General features: G+C 49.7%; 18 protein-coding genes. 11 read left to right on the top strand and 7 right to left on the bottom strand.

Going from position 1 to position 21,348, the window contains the following annotated elements:
• The first annotated feature begins 39 nt into the window (after nucleotides 1-39).
• The 5 genes from EL143_RS03070 to EL143_RS03090 all read left to right on the top strand — a co-directional run bounded on the left by EL143_RS03070 (nucleotide 40) and on the right by EL143_RS03090 (nucleotide 6,348).
• Nucleotides 40-2,259, top strand: a complete 2,220-nt coding sequence (locus tag EL143_RS03070) for a TonB-dependent siderophore receptor (protein WP_085416034.1) — start codon at nucleotides 40-42, stop codon at nucleotides 2,257-2,259.
• 150 nt (nucleotides 2,260-2,409) lie between these two features.
• Nucleotides 2,410-4,176 (top strand): ABC transporter ATP-binding protein/permease, encoded by a 1,767-nt coding sequence (locus EL143_RS03075; protein ID WP_085416035.1) that lies wholly within the window; start codon nucleotides 2,410-2,412, stop codon nucleotides 4,174-4,176.
• 117 nt (nucleotides 4,177-4,293) lie between these two features.
• Nucleotides 4,294-5,160 carry an ABC transporter six-transmembrane domain-containing protein gene (locus EL143_RS03080; RefSeq protein ID WP_085416036.1) on the top strand — a complete coding sequence of 289 codons (867 nt, stop codon included), beginning with the start codon at nucleotides 4,294-4,296 and terminating at the stop codon, nucleotides 5,158-5,160.
• 173 nt (nucleotides 5,161-5,333) lie between these two features.
• Nucleotides 5,334-5,669, top strand: coding sequence for a TfoX/Sxy family protein (locus EL143_RS03085; RefSeq protein WP_085416037.1), 336 nt, complete (start codon nucleotides 5,334-5,336; stop codon nucleotides 5,667-5,669).
• Between the two features lie 13 nt (nucleotides 5,670-5,682).
• Nucleotides 5,683-6,348, top strand: coding sequence for a glutathione S-transferase (locus EL143_RS03090; protein WP_085416038.1), 666 nt, complete (start codon nucleotides 5,683-5,685; stop codon nucleotides 6,346-6,348).
• Between the two features lie 309 nt (nucleotides 6,349-6,657).
• Here EL143_RS03090 and EL143_RS03095 read toward each other — a convergent pair whose 3' ends face one another.
• From EL143_RS03095 to EL143_RS03110, 4 genes are all read right to left on the bottom strand, one after another.
• Nucleotides 6,658-9,690 carry a type I restriction endonuclease subunit R gene (locus tag EL143_RS03095; protein ID WP_085416039.1) on the bottom strand — a complete coding sequence of 1,011 codons (3,033 nt, stop codon included), beginning with the start codon at nucleotides 9,688-9,690 and terminating at the stop codon, nucleotides 6,658-6,660.
• Between the two features lie 49 nt (nucleotides 9,691-9,739).
• On the bottom strand, nucleotides 9,740-10,864 hold the full coding sequence (locus EL143_RS03100; RefSeq protein ID WP_085416041.1) for a Fic family protein: 1,125 nt from the start codon (nucleotides 10,862-10,864) through the stop codon (nucleotides 9,740-9,742).
• Between the two features lie 295 nt (nucleotides 10,865-11,159).
• Nucleotides 11,160-12,377 carry a restriction endonuclease subunit S gene (locus EL143_RS03105; RefSeq protein WP_085416042.1) on the bottom strand — a complete coding sequence of 406 codons (1,218 nt, stop codon included), beginning with the start codon at nucleotides 12,375-12,377 and terminating at the stop codon, nucleotides 11,160-11,162.
• Between the two features lie 3 nt (nucleotides 12,378-12,380).
• Nucleotides 12,381-15,131, bottom strand: a complete 2,751-nt coding sequence (locus tag EL143_RS03110) for a type I restriction-modification system subunit M (RefSeq protein WP_085416043.1) — start codon at nucleotides 15,129-15,131, stop codon at nucleotides 12,381-12,383.
• A 278-nt stretch (nucleotides 15,132-15,409) separates the two neighbouring features.
• Here EL143_RS03110 and EL143_RS03115 point away from each other — a divergent pair, with 278 nt between their 5' ends.
• Together EL143_RS03115 and EL143_RS03120 are read left to right on the top strand one after the other, a co-directional pair.
• Nucleotides 15,410-15,610: a hypothetical protein gene (locus EL143_RS03115; protein ID WP_126326538.1), complete on the top strand. Its 201-nt coding sequence runs from the start codon at nucleotides 15,410-15,412 to the stop codon at nucleotides 15,608-15,610.
• 92 nt (nucleotides 15,611-15,702) lie between these two features.
• Nucleotides 15,703-16,845 (top strand): NADH-dependent flavin oxidoreductase, encoded by a 1,143-nt coding sequence (locus EL143_RS03120; protein ID WP_085416045.1) that lies wholly within the window; start codon nucleotides 15,703-15,705, stop codon nucleotides 16,843-16,845.
• A gap of 96 nt (nucleotides 16,846-16,941) precedes the next feature.
• Here the strand turns inward: EL143_RS03120 and EL143_RS03125 are convergent, their stop codons facing one another.
• Nucleotides 16,942-17,193: a hypothetical protein gene (locus EL143_RS03125; protein WP_085358990.1), complete on the bottom strand. Its 252-nt coding sequence runs from the start codon at nucleotides 17,191-17,193 to the stop codon at nucleotides 16,942-16,944.
• A 188-nt stretch (nucleotides 17,194-17,381) separates the two neighbouring features.
• Between EL143_RS03125 and EL143_RS03130 the strand changes: the two genes are divergently transcribed.
• A complete protein-coding gene (locus EL143_RS03130; RefSeq protein ID WP_085416109.1) occupies nucleotides 17,382-17,867 on the top strand; it encodes a VOC family protein in 486 nt (161 codons plus the stop codon).
• Between the two features lie 199 nt (nucleotides 17,868-18,066).
• On the opposite strand, the gene EL143_RS03135 is transcribed toward EL143_RS03130, so the two are convergent.
• Entirely contained in the window at nucleotides 18,067-18,543 is a 477-nt protein-coding gene (locus tag EL143_RS03135) for a DUF2938 domain-containing protein (protein ID WP_085416046.1), read from the bottom strand.
• Between the two features lie 107 nt (nucleotides 18,544-18,650).
• Between EL143_RS03135 and EL143_RS03140 the strand changes: the two genes are divergently transcribed.
• Together EL143_RS03140 and EL143_RS03145 are read left to right on the top strand one after the other, a co-directional pair.
• Entirely contained in the window at nucleotides 18,651-19,061 is a 411-nt protein-coding gene (locus tag EL143_RS03140) for a helix-turn-helix domain-containing protein (protein WP_085416047.1), read from the top strand.
• A gap of 165 nt (nucleotides 19,062-19,226) precedes the next feature.
• Nucleotides 19,227-20,072 (top strand): CPBP family intramembrane glutamic endopeptidase, encoded by an 846-nt coding sequence (locus tag EL143_RS03145; RefSeq protein WP_085416049.1) that lies wholly within the window; start codon nucleotides 19,227-19,229, stop codon nucleotides 20,070-20,072.
• A gap of 73 nt (nucleotides 20,073-20,145) precedes the next feature.
• Here EL143_RS03145 and EL143_RS03150 read toward each other — a convergent pair whose 3' ends face one another.
• On the bottom strand, nucleotides 20,146-20,652 hold the full coding sequence (locus EL143_RS03150) for an HPP family protein (protein ID WP_085390884.1): 507 nt from the start codon (nucleotides 20,650-20,652) through the stop codon (nucleotides 20,146-20,148).
• An 85-nt stretch (nucleotides 20,653-20,737) separates the two neighbouring features.
• Here EL143_RS03150 and EL143_RS03155 point away from each other — a divergent pair, with 85 nt between their 5' ends.
• Nucleotides 20,738-21,286, top strand: coding sequence for a TetR/AcrR family transcriptional regulator (locus EL143_RS03155; RefSeq protein WP_085390885.1), 549 nt, complete (start codon nucleotides 20,738-20,740; stop codon nucleotides 21,284-21,286).
• Nucleotides 21,287-21,348 lie beyond the last annotated feature (62 nt).

Here is a 21,348-nt window from a genome sequence, read left to right on the forward strand (position 1 = left end):
GAACCGATATTACTTTTATAGGTAACAGGATATTTTGAGATGAAAACATGTTTCACTTCAGTGGTTCTAACAGTAACGGCAATGGGAGCCGGAGCGCCGGCATGGGCGGAAAATCAGCCTCCTTTGTCGGATTCGGCACAGCAATCCCCGCTGCCGCAAGCGGTTGAAATCGATACGGTAACGGTGCGCGGTAAACGCATTACCATGGAAAAAGGCTATAAAGCCGAACGCAGCGACATTACCGGTGTCAACACATCCATTCTTGACACACCTTACAGCATTGATGTGGTCACTCAAGAGCAGTTGCAGGATAAACAGCCGCAAACTTTGGAGGAAGCGGTAAAAGGCATCAGCGGCCTTACGCAAGGCAACAATTTAGCGGGCACCTTGGATACGGTTATGCGCAGAGGTTACGGAAGCAACCGCGACGGCTCGATTATGCGCAACGGTTTGGCCAGCTCGATGGCGCGCAATTTCACGGCCAATGTAGAAAGAGTGGAAGTATTGAAAGGCCCGGCGTCAATGCTCTACGGAATGCAGAATCCCGGCGGCGTGATTAATGTGGTAACCAAAAAGCCGGACTATACGAAAAACAGCACCGCAGTAAACGTCGGCTACGGCAATTATGCAGCAAGAAATCTCGGTATTGATACAACCGGGCCTATCGGCAACAGCGGCTTTGCTTACCGTTTGGTTGCCGACTATCAAACCAAAAATTACTGGCGGAGTTTCGGTAGCAACACCGAATATGTCATCGCCCCTTCTTTATCTTGGAAAAACGATAAAACTAAGGTTTCGGCGGGCTACGAATATCAGAATTACGAAGGCGTGTTCGACCGGGGTACTTTTTTAGACGTTAGTGGCACGGCCGCAAATAATCCCAATTATGGCAAGGCGTTGGACATCCCTTTAAAACGCCGTTTGGACGACCCGATTAACGTGACCAAAGGTTATTCGCACACTTTCCAATTAAGCGGCGAACACAAGCTGAATGCTGATTGGCGGTTGCAGGCAGAGTACGGGTTCAGCAAAAATCATTACAACGATTGGCAGGCACGCGTGATGAGCTATAACGCCGCCAAGCGGGAAGTTAGCCGCCGTATCGACGGCACAAGGCCTTCCGATGCAGTTACGCACAGCCTGAACCTTTCTGCCAACGGCCTCGTTGACCAAGGTGAAAACATTACGCACAAATTGCGTGCATCTTTGCAATTGCAAGACTATAAATTGAAATTGGGCGATTTGCGCCGCAGCGCCACCCGTCACACCATGAGTGTGGACAATCCCATTTACGGGCAAAACTGGATTGAATCGACCAATCCGACGGCAGACGCGCGTACCAGCGATACGCTCGAGCATTACAAAACCGCCGCCCTGCTGCTGCAAGATTCCGCCTATATCGGCAACCGTTGGATTGTTTCCGGCGGTGTGCGCGGGCAGTGGCACAAAATAGAATCCGGGCAAGGCCGCCCGGCACGCTTCCGCAACCACAGTAGCGGTTTCGACCTGCTGCCGCAAATCGGCGCCGTATACCTACTTAACCCGAGATGGTCGGTTTACGGCAATTTCGGCACATCGGCCAAACCCAATGCTTCGCGCAACATCGACTACGGCGGCAAAAAAATCCCGCTGGAAAAAAGCCGCCAGTTTGAGGTCGGCAGCAAATACAACGGAGAAAACCTTAGCGCGAATCTGGCTTTATTCCATATCAAAAAAAGCAATGTTGCACGCCCCGTAACTTTGGACAACGGTGAAGTGGAAACGCGCGTTATCGAGAAAAACCGTTCGCAGGGTATGGAAGTGGATGTCAACGGCAAAATTACCGACAAATTGGGTATTTCCGCCAATTACACTTTCACAGACACAAAAGTGATTGAAGATAAAAATGAGCCGCTCAACGAAGGCACGCAATTCGACAGCATTCCCAAACACACCGCCGGCCTGACGCTGTTTTACGACTTCGGCCGGGCTGCGGGCGGCAACTGGCGCGCAGGGGCGGGTTTGGACTACCGCGGCACATGGGGCTTTAATTATGTGCGGAACAACCAAGCCCAATGGTTCAAACTGCCTTCGGCAACCACATACAGCGCGTTTGTGTCTTATGACACAAAAGTCGGCGGAAAACCGTTGAATGTGCGTCTGACCGGTAAAAATCTGGGCAACAAGCAATACTTTGTGTCGCACACTACCGCCACCATGGAGCATTTGTCTATCGGTGAGCCGCGCACGGTAACTTTGGGCGCCAAGTTAAGCTTCTGATACCTTGCCGCCGCCTTTGCATCTGGTTTTTAAAGAAGGCATTCCCCTATTTGGGTTTGCCCGTCTTAGGCGGCAATATCATTATTGTTTATTTTATTTACCCTATGCCTGTCTGAATTTTTTCAGACAGGCATCCTATTACTGCTCATTATGGAAAAATGGCAAATCGAATTAAATGCCACGCCGCTCTGGTTTCTACAGACTTTTATAGGCGTATCTGTTTCTCTTGTTGCAATAGTTTATATTATCGGCAAAACCCGTTTCGGCAGACAGTTCCGGCAAATCCTTTCACCGTGCTTGGATAAAGCAGGCCGTCTGAAAATTCTGCTGTTGCTGGCCGCTATGGTAATGCTGCTGCTGACCGAAATCCGTCTGAATGTTTTGAACACATTTTTTTACAACGGCTTATACAGCGCATTGCAAGACAAAAAAGCAGCGGCTTTCTGGTTTTTCGCTTTAATCAATGCCGGCGTGGTGATTATGCGCACGCTCAACGGTATTGTTAACGACTTTTTAGACCAGTCTCTTGCAATTAAATGGTCTGAAAAACTGAACGGCGTGCTGGTTTCACGCTGGTTTGCCGATAAAAATTATTACCGGCTGCATATGCTGCGCCATGAACCGGATAATATAGACCAACGCATCCAGCAAGATGCGCAGGAATTTATCGCCAATACCATCGAATTTATACGCGGGATGCTCAATTCCGTTTTGTCGGCCATTGAATTTACCGTCGTGCTATGGGGGTTGTCCGGCGTTTTATCCTTATTCGGCCTGAACATTCCGCGCGGCATTGTGTTTTTCGTGTTTATTTTTGTGCTGCTTTCCACTGCCGCAGCGATGTGGATAGGTAAGCCGCTCATCCGTTACCATTACGACAATGAAAAGCTCAACGGCGACTACCGTTATTCTCTTATCCGCATCCGGGATCACGCCGAAAGCATTGCCTTTTACCGGGGCGAATGGAAAGAACAACAGCAACTGGGCGACCGTTTCCGCGCCGTCATCCGCAACCGCTGGAAAATCACCCGGCAAAGCGTAGTCTTGGGCGGATTCAACGACCTCTTGACCCAAAGCGTCCAATTGCTGCCTTTGATGCTGCAAGCTCCGCGCTTTTTTGCCGGACAAATCAAAATCGGCGATATGCACCAAACCGTGCAGGCATTCAACCGTCTGCAACGCGCCTTGTCGTTTTTCCGTAATTTTTATGAATCTTTCACCGCCTACCGCGCCCGCTTGGAGCGTTTAAGCGGTTTTCTTTCCAACTTGCAAAACGCCGACTACGGCTCAAACGGCATTGACGTTGTTTCAGACAGGCTTGAATTGGAGAATGTTGCCGTTTACCGCACCGATGGCACGGTATTGCTCAATCATGTCGCTTTAAAAGCGGAATGCGGAGACGCTTTGCTGATTCAAGGCGCGAGCGGCTGTGGCAAGACTACATTGATGCGTGTTTTGGCCGGACTGTGGCCTTTCGGCAGCAGCGGTACGGTAAGAAGGCTGCCTCATCACGAAACCTTGTTTGTACCGCAGCGCCCTTATGTGCCGCAAGGTACGCTGTACGAAGCCATATGTTATCCTGATCTCAACCCTTCACCCGAAGAGCTGCGGCTGGTATTGGCAGACTGCCGCTTGCATTATCTCGCCGGATGTTTAGATAAGACCGACGACTGGCAGCACCGCCTTTCTCCGGGAGAGCTGCAACGTATCGCTTTCGCCCGTATTCTGTTGGCACGGCCCAAATTGATTTTGCTTGACGAAGCCACCTCCGCACTAGACGAAAGCACCGAAGCAGCACTTTACATGCTTATCCGCCAAAAGCTGCCCGACAGCATCATCGTCAGTATCGGCCACCGCAATACGCTCTGTGCATTCCATAACAAAACCATGCAGATAAGCGGATCGATGGCCGTTTGAAAAGTGAAACCTCTTGGCGGGATGCCGCAGATGCGGCAAATACACCATAACGGCAATGCAGTTGAATTTTTTATAATACGGTATGACTGCACCGATGATGGGAAATGAAGTTTAACCATGTGGAATACTTTAAAAAATATCGGCACCACACACCGTAAAAAGCTGTTGCTCACGTTCAGTATCGTGGCTTTGGAAAACCTGCTGTTTCTGATTTACCCCGTGTTCGGCGGTTTTGCCGTCAACGCGGTAATACAGGGCAAGGTATGGCAGGCGCTGACTTACGCGCTTTTGGTATTGTTGATGTGGTTGGTGGGGGCGGCACGGCGCAGCGCAGATACGCGCGTGTTTGCCCGTATTTACAGCGAAATCGCCGTGCCTGTGATTGTGAAGCAGCGCATACAGGGGCAGACGCCGTCTGAAATTGCGGCGCGGGTGGCATTGTCGCGGGAATTTGTCGATTTTTTTGAAATGCATTTACCGACGGCGGTTACTTCGCTGGTGTCTGTGTTCGGCGCGGCCATTATGCTTTTGGTGCTGGAGTTTTGGGCCGGCGTGTTGAGCCTGATGATTTTGGCGGTATTTTTGATATTGCTGCCGGGTTTTTCGCGCGTGAGCGAAAAACTGTATTTCAAACTCAACAACCGCTTGGAGCGTGATGTGGATATGATTCAGTCTGCTCCCGAAATCATGCTGCACAGGCATTTCGGTTTGGTTGCCCGTTTACGCATTTTGATTTCCAACCGCGAAGCATTGGGCTATCTGTGCGTCGGCATAGCAATGGCCTTGTTGTTCGGCTTTACTTTCGTGTGGATTACCTTAAACGGTTACGGCAGCGCAGGACATATCTATTCGCTCACCACTTATTTATGGATGTTTGCCATGAGTTTGGACGATGTGCCGAGGCTGGTAGAAAGCTATTCCAATCTGAAGGATATTGCCCGTCGCGTGGAAGTGGAAAGCATTCATTCCAAGCAGGCCGTCTGAAAAACATGCTTGTCTGAAAAAGCATTTTAAAAAACAGCACGTCCGTCATACTCGAGCTTGACCTGAGTATTTCCCGAAGTGGTTGGAATTCAAGATACTCGGGTCAAGCCCGAGTATGACGGTACGGTTACTACTGAAGTTGTTTGGTTACACATGGGAAAAAAGAGGCGCATATGGCATCCGGCAAAGCATATTTGGATTTTATTTTGGAACAATTATCCGACTTGGACGACATCACTTATCGAGCCATGATGGGCGAGTATATTCTCTACTATAAGCAGAAAATCGTCGGCGGCATCTACGATGACCGATTGCTGTTTAAGCCCGTTCAGTCGGCAATCGACTATATGCCGAATGCGGCCTATGAGTTGCCTTACGAAGGCGCAAAAGCAATGCTGCTTGTGAGTGAAGTGGATGACAAGGCTTTTTTAACAGGGCTGTTTGAGGCCATGTATGATGAATTGCCCCAAGCCAGCCCAAGAAAAAGTAAACCGCAAAATCAGCGATGAAAGGAAGTCCGCTATGATTACCCTATACGCACTCAAACAATCGCGAGCCTACCGCATCGCATGGCTGCTCGAACTGCTCGGCTTGGAGTACCGCGCGGAAGTGATAGCACGCGATGGCGAAACCTCGCTTGCGCCCGACGGCCTGCGCCGTGTCCACCCGCTGGGCAAATCGCCCCTGATAGACGACAACGGCTTGGTGCTGGCCGAAAGCGGCGCGATTGTCGAATACCTGATCACACGCTACGGGCAGGAAACGGGATTGAGGCCGTCTGAAAACAGCGCAGCTTATCCCGAATATCTGTTTTGGCTGCATTATGCCGAAGGTTCGCTGATGCCGCCGCTGGTGATGTCGCTGGTGTTCCGCAAAATCGAAACGCGCAAAATGCCGTTTTTCGCCAAACCCGTTGCCCGCAAGATTACCGACGGCGTGCGCGCATCGTTTTTGAATCCGCAGCTCAAACTGCATCTGGAATTTGTTGAAAACAAGCTAAAAGGCCGCACTTGGCTGCTGGGCGGAGAAATCAGCGGTGCCGACATCATGATGGGTTTCCCCTTGCAGGCAGCCGTGTCGCGGACCCCGCAGAACCTGCCGAATATCTCCGCCTATGTGCGCCGCATTGAAAACGACCCCGCCTACCAACTGGCGCAAGAACGCATCGGGAAACTGGAATTGCTGTGATGCCGTGCCTGTTTGAAAACTTTTGTGCGTAGGGCGGGCATCTCGCTTGCTGTGGAGCAGCTAACATAAATTTGACGTGCATTGAGCAGATATAGTCAATCAACACATTTTTAATGCAAGACAGCAAGCCGTAGACAGTGCAGATAGTACGGCGAGGCGCAGCAACGCCGTAGTAGAAATTAAGTTGGTTGACATACTGATGTTGTGTAATTGAATTGACTATATGCTTTATTGGATGGAAGTAACGGAGAGCAAGGCCGTCTGAAAATCTTTTGAATGGGTTTTCAGACGGCCTTTGTTTGCAGGTACTTAGGCGGTAATCAGTTCCCTTAAAAACGTATCAATCTGCTTGTTCAGAAAAATCAGGCGGTCTACTTTGAAATACGCCTTGGCTTTTTCTTTGTCCACGGTGGCTTTTAAGGCGTTCAGTTTGGCTAGGTCTATGCTATCGCGGTTGTATTTTCGGGCGAGCATCTCGCGCAGCAGGCTGCCGTTCAGCCCCAAATCGTCAATCACTTTCTGTATTTTCTGTTCGGCCTCGGTGTGTTTGCGGGCGGTGATGTAGTCGCTCAAGGTTAGGGCGGGGTCGAGGGTGATGTCGCCCGATTGTACGTCGTGCAAAAACTGTTCGGCGATGCGCTGGTCTTCTTTGGACAAGGTGGCAAATGCGTGGTGCAGCTCTTCAAACGCCGCCGTTTTTTCCGTATCGCCGATGGCTTTGAGCCATTTTTCAAAACGGGCGTTCATGTAGTTTTGATCGATTTTATCGGTTTCGATTTCGTTGATGTGCGACTGCAAATCAAAAGGTACGCTGTCATCGCCGCTGCCCGTGCCGCTGCTTTCGGCAAACAAATCCTTGTAACGCGCCAGCAGCTTGTCGTAGGTTTGTCGGTCGAAATCCAGCGTGGCGGTAATCACGCTGCCGTTTTCCTGCATCACGTCGTAGCTTTGCTTTTCCCACACAAATCCCAACAGGCGTGCTGATTGCAGGTGGTTGTTGAGTTGGTTGAAGTCCTTCACAAATTTGGCGCATGCGGTGGCATCGTCGGGATTTTGGGCAAAATCCGCCTGCCCTGCGTGTTTGAAAATCGCGGCAATATCGGCAAAGCAGTCGTTCATTTTGTTGATGACTTGATCGAGATTGTCCACAAACAGCCCCAGCGGGCGGTCGCCAGAATAAAGTTTGACCGCCTGCTCGATGTTTTTGTGCATGGTGTGCGGTTTGCGGTAGTAGCGGATTAAGCCGAACGGCTTGTCGGTGTTGTCGCACAGGCGGTTAGTGCGCGAAAAGGCTTGAATCAGGTTGGCGTACTCCAAGAGCTTGTCCAAATACAGCGTATTGACCCATTTGCTGTCGAAGCCGGTGAGCATTTGATCGACCACAATCAGCAAATCCAGTTGCTCGGCAGGCTGCACCCGTTTGTAGGCTTTGATGTGGGCGAGGCGGTCGGACAAATCGGCTTTGAATTTACCGTAATCGGCATAGCCGAAATGCGTACCGAATCGGGTGTTGTAATCGCTTAGAATTTCGGCAATCCACGCTTCTTTGTCGCTGCCTTGTCCGTCGTTGGCAATACTCGGATCAAACAGTGCGGTAAGCTTCAGCCCCGTATTTCTGGCTTTGATTAAGCGGTAATACTGCACCGCTTCGGGGATGGAACTCGTGGCAAAAATGGCGTGGTATTTGCCGCCTTGGCTTAGCCGCTGCCAGTTGCCCAGCAGGTCGTCAATCACGGCATTCACATGCTCCGCCACTTGATATTGCGCGTTCGGCACATGTTCTTCAATCTCCACCATATCCACGTCGTTCATAAAGCGGTTATAGATTTTCTTTTTCTTTTCATCGGTAAATACTTCAAGTTCATCTTTCGCCTTGGCTTCCTGCAAGGCCACGGCGCGGCGCAAATCGCTGTCTTTGAAGGTGCTGATGTGAAAGGGGTGAAAGCCCAGCACATTGCCGTCACGAATGCCGTCGGCAATCGAATAGCGGTGCAGCTCTTTGCCGAAAATTGTGGCAGTCGTCGCGTCTTTTTTTGCGTTTTCGTCTTCAATCGGCGTACCGGTAAAGCCGAAGAAAATGGCGTGGGGAAAGGTGTACTTGATGGAAATCAGCATCTCGCCGAAAGTGGTGCGGTGCGCTTCGTCAATCACAAACACCAGCCGCTTTTCGGCAATTTGGGCAATATCCGCTTCGTTTATGTCATCTTCTGGTTTGATATTGCTCATTTTTTTGATGGACGTTACGATCAGGCCGTCGCGGTCGGCATCGCTTTTGAGCTTGGCGAGCAATACACCGGTATTTTCTGTTGCCTGCACATCGCCCTTATTGTCGGCAAAGTTTTGATACTCCTCCAGCGACTGCTTGCCCAGCTCGATGCGGTCGAGTAGAAACACCACCTTATCGGCATCTTTGCGGCGGCTGATGAGCTGCGCCGCCTTAAAGCTCGACATGGTTTTGCCCGAGCCTGTGGTGTGCCAGATATAGCCGCCGCGCTGATTGCCCGCTCCCCAATGGGTGCTTGCCACCGTATCGGCGATTTTGTTTACCGCGTAATACTGATAGCTGCGCAGCACTTTGAGCTGTTCGTCTTTGGCATCGGCAATGGTGTAATCGCCGATAAACTGATGCGCCATCGGAATGGAAAGAAAATGCGTCGTCACCTTATCCCACTCTTCAATATATTCATTATTGAAATCCGCCCAGCGGAAATAAAACGCCGGATTCAACGCCCCGCTGGTATTGGCAAAATAGCGGCACTCCTCGGGTGACATCGCCACAAAAATCTGCACCAAGCTGAAAATCCCCGAAAATGCCCCCGCCTTGTGGTAACGCTCGATCTGATTCGTGGCCTGGCTGACAGGCACGCCCGATCGTTTCAATTCGATATGGAACATCGGCATACCGTTGATTAACAGCATCACATCGCCGCGCTGTTTGGGGTATAAATCCGAACGCGCCGCAAACTGCGGCTGGCGGGCGATTTGGTAGCGGCTTTTGCCTGCCGAAATCTCTTCGCGGTCGAAAATATCCAGCGACACTTCCTTGCCGAAATGGCGGCTTTCGGGGTGTTCGCGTTTGATGGCGACGGTTTTGCCGTTGATAAAACCATTGAGCGCATAAGGTGTTTTCAGCGTTTGCACCTGTTCCAGAATCTGATCCATTTCGCTGCGCAACAGCGGCACATCAAGCCTGTCGATATGCTTGTTGGTCTTATCCAAATGTGCCTGCCAGTTGGTAATCAAATCTTCTTCGGTGGGATGGTTTAACGCCTCCGCCTCCCAACCCTTGGTGGAAAGCAGTTTGATTAAAGCGTTTTCAAAATCGGATTCTTTGTTGAACATGGTGCGTTTCTCTTGTTTTTAGATTTTTTTCAGACGGCCTTATCGGGCATTAAACCCGAACCAACTCCATCATCTGCTCAAATGAATACAATGCCGATTTACGTCCGCCGGCCTCTTCTTTTAGCGATAAAATGCCTTTATTTAACAATAACTTGGTAAATCGGTTTGCCGTGGCCGGCGGAATGCCTGCAAAGTCGGACAAACGGCTGTTGCGGAAAACAGGATAAGTAAACACAAAATCCAGCACGGCAAGCGAGTGCTTGGAAGAAAGTGTTTCGGCAAAAACAGATTTCATTTCCTCATAAAGCGAATGAATGTTTTGGGCAATTTCAAGATTGTGCACTGCCTGCCAATAAACCGCCTCCAAGAAAAATCTGCACCATTCGTTCCAATCGCCCGTGTCGGAAACCCCGCGCATCAATTCGATATAGCGTTCTTTATGTTCCTCAAAATAGCCGCTGATATAAAAATGCGGCGCACTGATGGCATCTGCCTGCCAAAGCATCAAGGTAATCAACATTCTGCCGATGCGTCCGTTGCCGTCTTGAAACGGGTGGAGCGCTTCAAATTCAAGATGGGAAACCGCCGTTTTCGCCAAAATCGGCGCAGGGTCGTGATGAATGTAATCAAATAACGCATCCAAGCCTTCATCTAATTTTTCAGGGCTGATCGGCACAAAGAGAATGGCTTTTTTCCCCTTGTCCGCCAAATAATTCTGCTCGTGCTTGAACGTTCCCGGCGATTTATTGGCACCGCGCCCGTAAGACAAAAGCTGCTGGTGCATGGTTTTCAATAAAAACTTGCCGAGCGTATAGCCGCCTTCCAAGGCATTTTGCGCATTTTTTAAAGCCCGTTGGTACAGCACGGTTTCCACAATATCCGAACGCACTTCGGCAGAATGGCTGCCGTCGCCGAAATCCGCCTCATACTGCATAATCTCGTCCATCGTGCTGATGGTGCCTTCCATACGCGAAGAAATCACTGCTTCCTGATTGCGCAGCGGAGCCAGCAAAATTTCACTGTTGTGCATATTTTTCAGCATCTGGTCGTAACGCGCCAAAGCATCGGTTGCCTTGAGCAGTCCTGCCATCAGCAGGGGATAATCCAGCGTTTGAGGTGGAAATCGGTTGTAGTGATACCCAACGGCATCATCAAAATTAAGCAGTTGCTTCAATAGCTTCCCCTTTGTTAATCAAAAAATAAGAATTTTGAGCGACAAGTCGTATTGTCGCTCATCAATGATTGACAAGCAAGTTTGTCAATCAAAAAGAACGAAAAATGATTGGCAAAATAGTTTGTCGCTCACAAATGAGCGACAAACCGGCAGGCATATCGGTTTTTCAGACGGCCTTTGCCGTCAAACAACTATGACCTACCGTGCTTTACTATGCCTTACTACCCACTACTGCCAACCACTACCAAGCACTAGAAACCCGCTTTCAGACAGCCCTTTGTTTTTCAGACGGCCTTTACACCAGCATGGCGGCGAGCAGGGCTTTTTTCAGACGGCCGAGTTTTTCGGTTTCCAAAGCGTACAGAGCGATGGTGTTATCCAGTTGGCGGAAGAAGTTGCCGATGGCGGTTTGTTCTTCGGGGCTTGGGAAAGAAATTTCAATTTTTTTCACAATTTCTCCCGACAAATTTCCTTGCCCGCCCTGCAAGTACAGATTAACGATATTCTCTTTGTTGGCTTTCAGCCATTGAGAGATAAATTCAGCATCATAATTTTCGCTGGGGATGATTGCCAAAATAGCCTGATTTATCGCTCCGTCCATTTGGCTTCTTCCAACTTCTCCGCTTGTTGCACCATAAAGGGCATACAAAATATCGCCTTTTTTCACTAATTTTGCAGATGAGTTTTCCAAGCCGATTTGGGTTAAAAACAGTTCGGTTTTTGAACTGTGAATTTCGCCTGAGCGAATAAAAGGAATATTGCCGCCATAAAATTTATTATTTCCAATACTGGGTGTTCCGCCTGAGTAAGAAAAAGCAATTTCCCCCAACGTTTTCCTTTCCCATTCCCCCGTAAAGCCTTTAAATCGGATTTTAGGGGTGGTTTCGCCTACGGCAGGGAACATTTTTGTCAGCATGGCTTTTTTAAGTTGGCGGCTTTTTTCCCACAAGGCACGGCTTTGGGTGATACGGTGGTCGAGCTCACGGAAAAAGTTGCCGAGTTGGGCTTGTTCGGGGAGTTGGGGAATAAAAAGTTCAGCTTTTAATAGCTTATTTTTTGATACCTCCAAAAACGTTGAACCAGACGCATTTTTCAGTGCATATTCCTTGATTTTAAATCCCATTGAGTAGAGAAAATAAATATCCAGTTCTTTGCCAACGACAAAAGATTGAAATCCTTGATTAGTTGATCCTGCTTTAGTAAGGATTGCCATATCGCCAATACTTGCCCTTGACGTAAAAAGTACCGTTTTATTTTCAGGTAGCATTTTTGCCGAACTTTTCTGCAATCCTTGCGATGTAATTTTTTTTACGCTTCCGTTTGCATAAATATGCTCGCCAATTTCGGTTGGTGAGTACCAATCAATATCTCCGTTCCAGTATGCTGGATTTGTGGTATCAGGCGTTCCACCGCCAATAATTTCCACTATCTCACCGAGCGTTTTCTTTTCCCAAGCTCCACCAAAGCCTTTAAACCGCAGGCTTGGGGCGGTTTGTTTGTGCCGTGTCGTCATTGCTTACCCCTTAAGTAGCGCTTGCCAGGCGGCGATGCCCTGCATATCGAAGTCGTCGCCGGTGAGGTCATCCATCATCTGCGCGAGTGCGGCGGCGCTTTGGCGGCGGCGTGCGTGGATGTCTTGGTAGGTGTCGGCGTATTTGGCGCACAGGGCGGTGAGTTTTTGGCTGAAATCGGCGAGCATGGTTTCAGGCAGCGCGAGCATGGCTTGGTTTAGGGGAGTGAACCATTTTTGCCGCAGCAAATCGAGTGCTTCTTCGTCGCTCAACTTTTCCATTGCCGCTTTGGTGTCGCTGTGCAGCTTGGCGGCGGCGGTTTTGATTTCGCTTTTTAGGGTTTTTTCTTCGTCTAATAATTCTTGTACTTTTAATAATTTACTTTCTAAGCTGTCTTCGGCAAATTTATAATCGCTACGCAATACGTTCAAATATGCATTGATTTTTGCCTTAGCATAAGTACCGTCTTTTGATGCTTCAATATTTTCCCAATGTACAGCCGTATTATTTTGAATAAAGGCTAATTTTTCAGGCTTTTTGGCTTTGTTTTCCAATAACTCCAGATAACTTTCTAAGGCTTGGGTTTCTTCGGTAGTAATACTTGCATAAATCATTTTGAAATAGGCAGTGATTTCTTTGGCAACAAAAGCGTCATTATTATCATTGACATACGCTCCGCTTTTTTCTTCTTCGCTTAAATTTTCCAAAATGCTTTGCATGTCGCCGTCGATTTCAGTAAGCCGGTTTTCCTGGGCTTTCAAGCGGGCAAGCGCATCCGGCAGTTTAACCTGCTGCACCAGTTCAAAGGGCAGGATATGCCCCACCCAGCCGTCCTGCACTTCGACTTCTTTCTTGGTTTTGCTGTCTTTTTTCAGCACCATAAAGGGATCAACCTGCTTGATGGCTTGCATGCCTTCGCTTTGGATCATTTCCAAATCGGCGGCAATGCCGGCGGCGTCGGCACGCCACAGGTCGTCGAGTTTCTGGTAGGCGGTGTAGAAGTCGATGAGCGGGGTGGCGGCAAGTTTTTCGCGGATGAGTTCGGCAAGGGTTTGTCGGGTTTGGGCGATGCCCAGCGTTGCCATCGGCTTGATAAGCAGTTCTTCCAAACAAGCGGTGAGATTGTCGAAGTTTTTTGCAAAGGCCGTCTGAAACGCGGCCACGCTGTCGTGACTTTGGATGGCAGTTTTGAGGTTGTCGGTTTTGGGTTGCACATAAGGCGTGCCGTTGTCGGTAAACAGAGCGTTTTGCAGGCCGTCGAAGGCTTGCCAGTAGTCGGCAAACTGCGCCAGCTCGGTTTTGGGGATGCCGCCGTGCATGATGGCGAAGATGTCCCATGTTTCGGCGGTTTCAGCGGCATCGACGTAGCGGGGGATGTTGAGGTTGTAGCCGTTGTCCATGATTTCGGCTTTGGGTACGCGGCGGGAGAATTTGGGGATTTCGCGGCGGTGGGTGACGCAATCGACAATGCGCTTGATGTCGCTTGCCTGCAAGTGGTTGTTTTTGCCTTTTTTGATAAAGTGCTTGGAGGCATCAATCATCAGCACGTCGTCGCGGTTGCGCTCTTGCCGTAAGACGATGATGATGGTGGGGATGCCGGTGCCGAAAAAGATGTTGGCGGGCAGGCCGATAATGGCGTCGATATGGTTGTATTCAATCAGGTTTTTGCGGATTTTCTCTTCTTCGCCGCCGCGAAACAACACGCCGTGCGGCAAGACGATGGTCATGATGCCGGCGGGTTTCAAGTGATACAGGTCGTGCAGCAAAAAGGCGAAGTCGGCTTTGGTTTGCGGGGCAAGGCCGAAGCGGCGGTAGCGCGGGTCGCTTTCTTTGTCTTTGGGGTTCCACGGTTGGGAATACGGCGGGTTGGAAACGACGGCGTCGAGATAGAGCGGCTCGCCTTCGAGCGGCCAGTCGTCTTCCAGGGTGTCGGCGTTGCGCACGAAGATTTTGTCTTGAGAAATGCCGCGCATCACCAAATTCATGCGGGTGAGGTTGTAGGTGTTTTCTTTGAGTTCTTGGGCGTAATATTTGATGCTGTCGGGGCTTTTTAAGTGCTTGGCAACGCTGTGGCCGATGTTGATGAGCAACGAGCCCGAGCCGCTGGTGGGGTCGTAAATGCTGATTTCCTCGCGGTCTTTCAAGTGGTCGGCAACGATTTCCGACATCAGCAGCGATACTTCGTGCGGGGTGTAAAACTCGCCCGCTTTTTTGCCGGCATTGGCGGCGAACATGCCGATCAGGTATTCGTAGATAAAACCCAACACGTCGTAACCCTGTCTGCCGTCCATAGGAATGTCTTTAATCAGCTCGAACAGGTCTTTGACGGCGGTGGTTTGGCTCGCGGCGGTATCGCCCAACTTACTCAGACCCGATTCCAGGGTTTTGAAAATACCGTCGAATACGGCGGTGTATTGGGGATGGATGTTACGCCCGAACGCGCTCATGGCAGTGCGGACGTTGGCAATATTGAAATCCGAACCTTGTTCAAGCCAAGTGGAAAACAGATGCTCGTGGGCAATGAAATAGCCGATGTTTTCTTTGATGAAATCGGTAAATTCGCCGTCTTCGGTGAGTTCAGCGGCAAAGTCGGCTTTGGGCAGCCCTTGGCTGATGACGAATTTTTCCAGCTTGTCGCACAGGAATTTGTAGAAGATAAAACCGAGAATGTAGTCTTTGTATTCGTTCGCTTCGATTTTGGAGCGCATTTTGTTTGCCGACTGCCAGATTTTGGCGGCAAGTTGCTGTTTGTTCATGGATTGGCCTGTGTTGGGGATTTTGAATCGTGAAAATGTAGAGTCATTTAAAATAAGAACGATACGGCGTTGGCTGCGCCTTGCCGTACGTACTACTTGTACTGTCTGCGGCCTGCCGCCCTGTCTCGTTCTTATTTTAAATGACTCTATAGAGTGGTGTTTATTATAGCAATTTTTGTTAAGAAATGTATGGGGAATGGCGGGCGGTTGCAAAAGGCCGTCTGAAAATCTTTATTAAAGGTTTTTCAGACGGCTTTTTGTTTTGCAAGCGGTAGGATTTGATGGACATTTTGCCGATTTTCGGCATAATCGTATCGCTTGCATGGAGGCTGTTCAAATGTGCCGGCCGATTGGCTATGCCGTCTGAAAACGGTGCACCCGCACTCAAAGGCACCGCCAAACGCTTCTGCGAAGGTTGCAACCGGTTCGGCCGCGAGCCGAAAACCGTATTGGATTTTTTTGCCAAATATATGAAGTAATTACAGGTTCTGCCTAAACCCCAAAACATTGGTTTTGCGGAAAGGCCGTCTGAAATCGTATACCCGTTTGAACGACAAGAAAGTGATACACAATGAACCCCAAATACACCCCGCTTTTCCAACCTTACACCCTCAACAACGGCACGGTCATTAAAAACCGCTTGGCCGTTGCGCCGATGACGCATTGGGCTTCTCTGCCCGACGGCAACATCAGCCCGGAGGAACGCCTGTTTTTGAGCAACCGCTTCAAAGGTTTCGGCCTGTTTATTTCCGCCGCCACGCTGGTGTCGCCCGAAGGCAAAGCCTTTGCCGGACAGCCTGAAGCCGTCGGCACCGAACATTTGCCGAGCTTGAAAGAAGTGGCGCAGATTGCACACGAACAAGGCGCGAAAGCGGTTTTGCAGCTTCATCACGGCGGTATTCAAGCCTCTGCCGATTTACTGAACGGTGCCGACAAAATAGCACCGTCGGATGACGAAGCCAGCGGTTCGCGCGCGCTCACCGAACCGGAAATCCGCGCCCTGATCGATGCCTTTGCCCGCGCCGCCGAGTTGGCACTCGAAGCAGGCTTCGACGGTGTGGAAATCCACGGAGCAAACGGCTATCTGATTCAGCAGTTCGTTTCCGCCCAAAGCAACCGCCGTTCAGACGAATGGGGCGGCAGCTTGGCAAACCGCCTGCGCTTCCCGCTGGCCGTCGTCGAAGCCGTCGATGCCGTGCGCCGCAAACACAACCGTCCCGATTTTATCGTCGGCTACCGTTTTTCACCCGAAGAAGGGGGCGACAACGGCCTGACCATGCAGGATACTTTCGCGCTGATTGATGCGTTGGTGCAAAAACCGCTGCAATATCTGCACGTTTCGCTTTGGGATTTCTACAAAAAAGCCCGCCGCGGTGCTGATACAAATTTGACGCGCATCGAGCAGATACACCAACGCATCGGCGGCAAACTGCCCCTGATCGGCGTAGGCAACCTGTTTACCGCCGAGCAGATTTTGGCGGCCTACCAAACCGGCTGGGCGGAATTTATCGCATTGGGTAAAACCGTTTTGCTCAATCCCGATTTGGCCGAACTGATTGAAAACGGCCGCGAAGCCGAAATCGTGAGCGAACTCGATCCCGATAAAGCCGACCGCTACCGCATCCCCGAAAGATTGTGGCAGCAGTGCCAAATGGGGTTGGCATACCTGCCGCCGCTTAAAGGCCGCGCCGATTGGCAGCCGGTAGATATTTGATTAGATAGGCTTTCATGTGCAGGGCGGGCAAGAATGCCCGCCCTGAGTTTTGCTGCATGATTGAATGATGCCGTCTGAAAAATGCCTGTTGGAAACTTACTCTTCGGCTTCGTCGTCTTCAAAAGGCGGCTTGCCCTGTTCTTTGCGGGTAAGGTAAGTGGCTACCAGCGGAAAGAATGCCGCCAGCACACATGAGCCGCCGATAACCAGCAGAGCGATTGCACCAATGGGTTGGTCAAGCAAATCATGCACCCAACCGCCCAAGCCGAACAGCACCATCAGGCCGGGGATAACGGCAGACAGGCCGCAGATTAAGATAATGATAGAACCGATATGCATACGGCGCATGGCATGCTCCTTTCCGTTGACAGGGTGAAAAAGGAACAAAAGCAATTACGGATAATCTAACACATTGTTTTTTATCATACCTATCGGCATTTTTTCTGGAGGCCATCAGAAAAGCAAATCTGTAGACATTTGTGAATGCGGATATTGGTAGAGTGGCATACTTACCTGTAACGATATTGGGAGTCTATATGTTCAGCCATATTACTGTCGGTACCAATAATCTCTCACGCTCGGCGGCGTTTTACGACGCTCTATTGCTGCCACTAGGCATGCGACGTAGGCATGAAAAACCGGACGGTGGCCCTGATGCTGCATGTTACGGATTACCGGGTCAAATGCTGCCGATTTTTTATGTACACGAAACCTTTAACCGTCTGCCTGCTACAGCAGGAAATGGAAGTATGGTGGCTTTTCTTGCATCTAGTGCAGCATTAGTGGATGTCGCATACACCGCAGGCTTAAATGCCGGAGGAACCGATGAAGGCGCGCCGGGTGAGCGGCCTCATTACGGTAAAGGCTACTACGGTGCTTATTTGCGCGATCCGGACGGCAATAAAGTGCATATTGTCTTCAGAGGCGATTTTTGTTGGTCGGCAAGACGAAGTGATGCCTGTCTGAAAATAACCATGCGTAGGACGGGCGCCGCTGCCCGCCATTTTGGCTTGCATGTGTGAATCATACGGCGGGCATGATGCGGCGCGGATTTGCGATTATTCGGATGAGGCCGTCTGAAAAACGATGCCTGTCTGAAAACCTCAATCGTTGGTTGTGTCTTCTTCAAGTTCGTTATGCGGTATTTCATTCCAATATGCGTGTGAGCGTGTTTCACATAAGCTCGCAAGTAAGTTTGGAAACAGCCTGAATGCTCGTTGTTTAGATGTAAAAATAATTTGATAACAACCATCCTCCTAAATATAGGCCGATGCCGAAAGATGTATGTGCAAGCAGACTATTGCGGCGCACGATATTCGGCTTAGGTGTTTTTGCCCCCGCAATGCCGAAACCGAAAGCAGGCTGCATCAGGAAAAAAGGTATGAACACTGTTATCCATCCCATCAGCAAGGATGGTAATAACGCAGGCGGATGGCTGAAATGGAGCAATATAGCTGCAAAAATCACACCGATAAGATAATGCATCACCCAGCCAACGATGCGCTCACCTGCAAGCGGTTGCGTTTGCATAATTGTGTGATGATAAAACCGCCCTTGCCGTATACTTAACAGCCAACGTCCCAACAATCGGTAATCCAAAGGCATAATGCCAAACAAATGTTTTTGCACAAAAGCCCAAATATCCATAAAGGTGGTGGCTAACAGGCCAAGTGCAATGATATAAATTATTTGATTCATAAATATTGTCCTTTCCTATCAAAAATTAAGAGCTTCTATTTTGTGATTTGTTTAGATAGAACCACGGACATGATAATGATTCAAGCTGACTTGAGGTCAAGTGCCATATGAAGATGCTGGATATTAGCAAAGTATCGACGCAAGCAGGCGTTCCGCCATCTACGTTACGCTATTATGAAGAATTGGGGTTGATTCAATCTGTTGCCCGTCACGGCTTACGGAGGCAATTTGAAGAATCTGTATTGCTGAAACTCTCCCTTATTGCGCTCGGTAAGGCTGCCGGTTTTTCATTAACAGACATCGCTGATATGTTCAGTGAAATGTTCAATGAAGGTTGTTTACAGATTCCCCGTGATAAATTGCGTGCCAAAGCTGATGCGCTAGGACAACAAATCTGCCATTTGCAAAAGCTGCAACAAGCCATACTGCATGTGGCAGATTGCCCCGCCCCCTCACATCTGGAATGCCCGAATTTTCAAAAGCTTTTGCGTGACGCGGGTAAGAATAAACCGAGTTAACTACACATAAAACAACCTATTGAAGCATCATGAAAAAATAATCAAAAATAGCAATAGGGATATTTATCGTTTGTTGGTTTATTTGGTTTACGGGTAATTCACTTAAACCCAAACTACGGATTGGTAAAAAATTAAAGTGCCTGTCTGAATAATAGGAAGATGCCGATGACCTCGACCCAACACACTTTCAATCGCGCAGTTTACCGGCCCGTGTTTTTCTTCACATGGTCGCTGCTGCTGCCGTGGGCGTTGTGGTTTGCAGCGGCTTATCGCAGCCATATGCCCGACGGAGGGCACAATGGTCTGCTCACGGCCTTGCTGTTGGCGGGTTTGTTCGCACCGGTGTGTTTGGCGGCAGGTTTGTTGTGGCGTCAGCCTTCTCTGCGGGCAGATGCCTTGTCGCGTTTGCGTTTTTCCGGCGCGCCCAAACGGTATTTGCTGGCGGCGGTGCTGTTGCCGCCGCTGTCGCTGGTGTTGGCGCAGGGCGTGTCGCTGTTGTTCGGCTATCCCGCCGAGCAGTTTCACATTTCAGGCAGCCCGTCGTTTACTTCGGCGCTGATTTCGCCGTGGCTGGCTTTGGTGCTCGGAGCGGTGCTGGAAGAGCTGGCGTGGCACTCCTACGGCACGGACGCGCTGCTGTCGCGCTTCAGCCTGTTTGCCGCGTCGCTGGTTTTTACCGTGTACTGGGCGCTGTGGCATGTGCCGCTGGGTTTGGTGAAAGGCTATTACCACAGCGAACTGGTGGCACAAGGCTGGCTTTACACCGCCAATTTTGTCGCCAGTATGGTGGCGTTTGTGCTGCTGATGAACTGGCTGTATCTGAAAAGCGGGCGCAGCATTGTGGTGGCACTGCTGTTCCATTTGGCCGCCAATCTCGGCAACGAGATATTCCAAACCCACCCCGACAGCAAAGTGATTCAGACAGGCATTCTGCTGTTGTTGACTGCATGGGTGCTGTGGAAAGAGCGAACTTTGTTTTTCAGACGGCCTAAGTTTAAACAGGCTGGCTGAAAGGCCGTCTGAAAAACCATGCCTGTATGAAAATACTTTTCAGACAGGCATCATTAAAACCAAGCTGTGAAAACTAAAACCAATAAGTCGGATAGCGTCTACCTTCACCCCAATTGTTATAGAACAAAGCAACCGCTACCAAAATCAGGGAACCTAACAATGTAGGTGTCAATAAAAAATCCCAGCCTACCCCACCCAACATAACAATCAATGGATTTGAACCGGCAGGAGGATGCGGAACGCGTAAAATAAGCATCAAGGCAATAGCTGTTCCGACCGCAAGCGCCATACTCCACCAGCCGGAACCGAAAATGCCCATAAGTATCAAACCCGTCAAGGTGGCGACAAAATGCCCGCCTATTACATTTCGAGGCTGTGCAAACGGGCTTTGCGGGTAGGCAAATACCAATAAACAACTTGCTCCGAAAGAACCTAACACCAAAGGCAACACCAGAGTGTTTCCCAAACCCGCGAAGGCTGCTGTGGCCAAGACGGCGCCAAGCCAAGCAAACCCAATGGTTTTCCAAGGCAAGCGGGGCGGGCAGTTTTCTGTTGCTTGAAAGCGTGGTTTATCGACCATATGATTCTCCGTATCAATTAAAATTTAAATATACCGACTGGTGTACTAATGATATACCGTTCGGTATATCGGAACAAGGGTTCACATGGATATCCGTCAGAAAATCTTAGAAACTGCTTATCAAACGTTTTATCGTCGAGGCTTTCATGCCTGCGGTGTAGAGTTGTTGGCAGCGCAGGCCAATACGACCAAACGGACACTTTATGCGCATTTCGGCAGCAAAGAAGGTCTGATTGAAGCAGTTTTGCAATACCGGCACGAGCAATTTATCCAAAATATGATCGACGCACTAGCGTGTTATACGGAGCAGCAAACGGCTTATGCTTATCTCGATTTCATTATCAATTGGACACAATCTGCCGATTTTCACGGCTGCATGTTTATCAACGCATGTGCCGAGTATTCCGATAAGGCGAGCATGCCGCATCAAAAATCAAGCCAACATAAGTCCGAAGTCAGGCAGATTCTGCGTCAACGTTTGCAAAACTGCGGCGTGCCTGAGTCGGACAAAAAAGCCGATATGTTGTTTATGATTGGGGAAGGATTGATTGTTGCCGCACAAAGCGGACAGGATTTGACCTGTACCATAGAAGAAATGGCTAATTTGTTTGATGGGTGTAGGTCGGATTCCTGAGTCCGACCTAACCTCCGAGGCCGTCTGAAACCCACAATACCTGTCTGAAAACAGAGTAACCC

The organism is Neisseria canis (assembly GCF_900636765.1).
In the GTDB taxonomy this organism is placed as follows: domain Bacteria; phylum Pseudomonadota; class Gammaproteobacteria; order Burkholderiales; family Neisseriaceae; genus Neisseria; species Neisseria canis.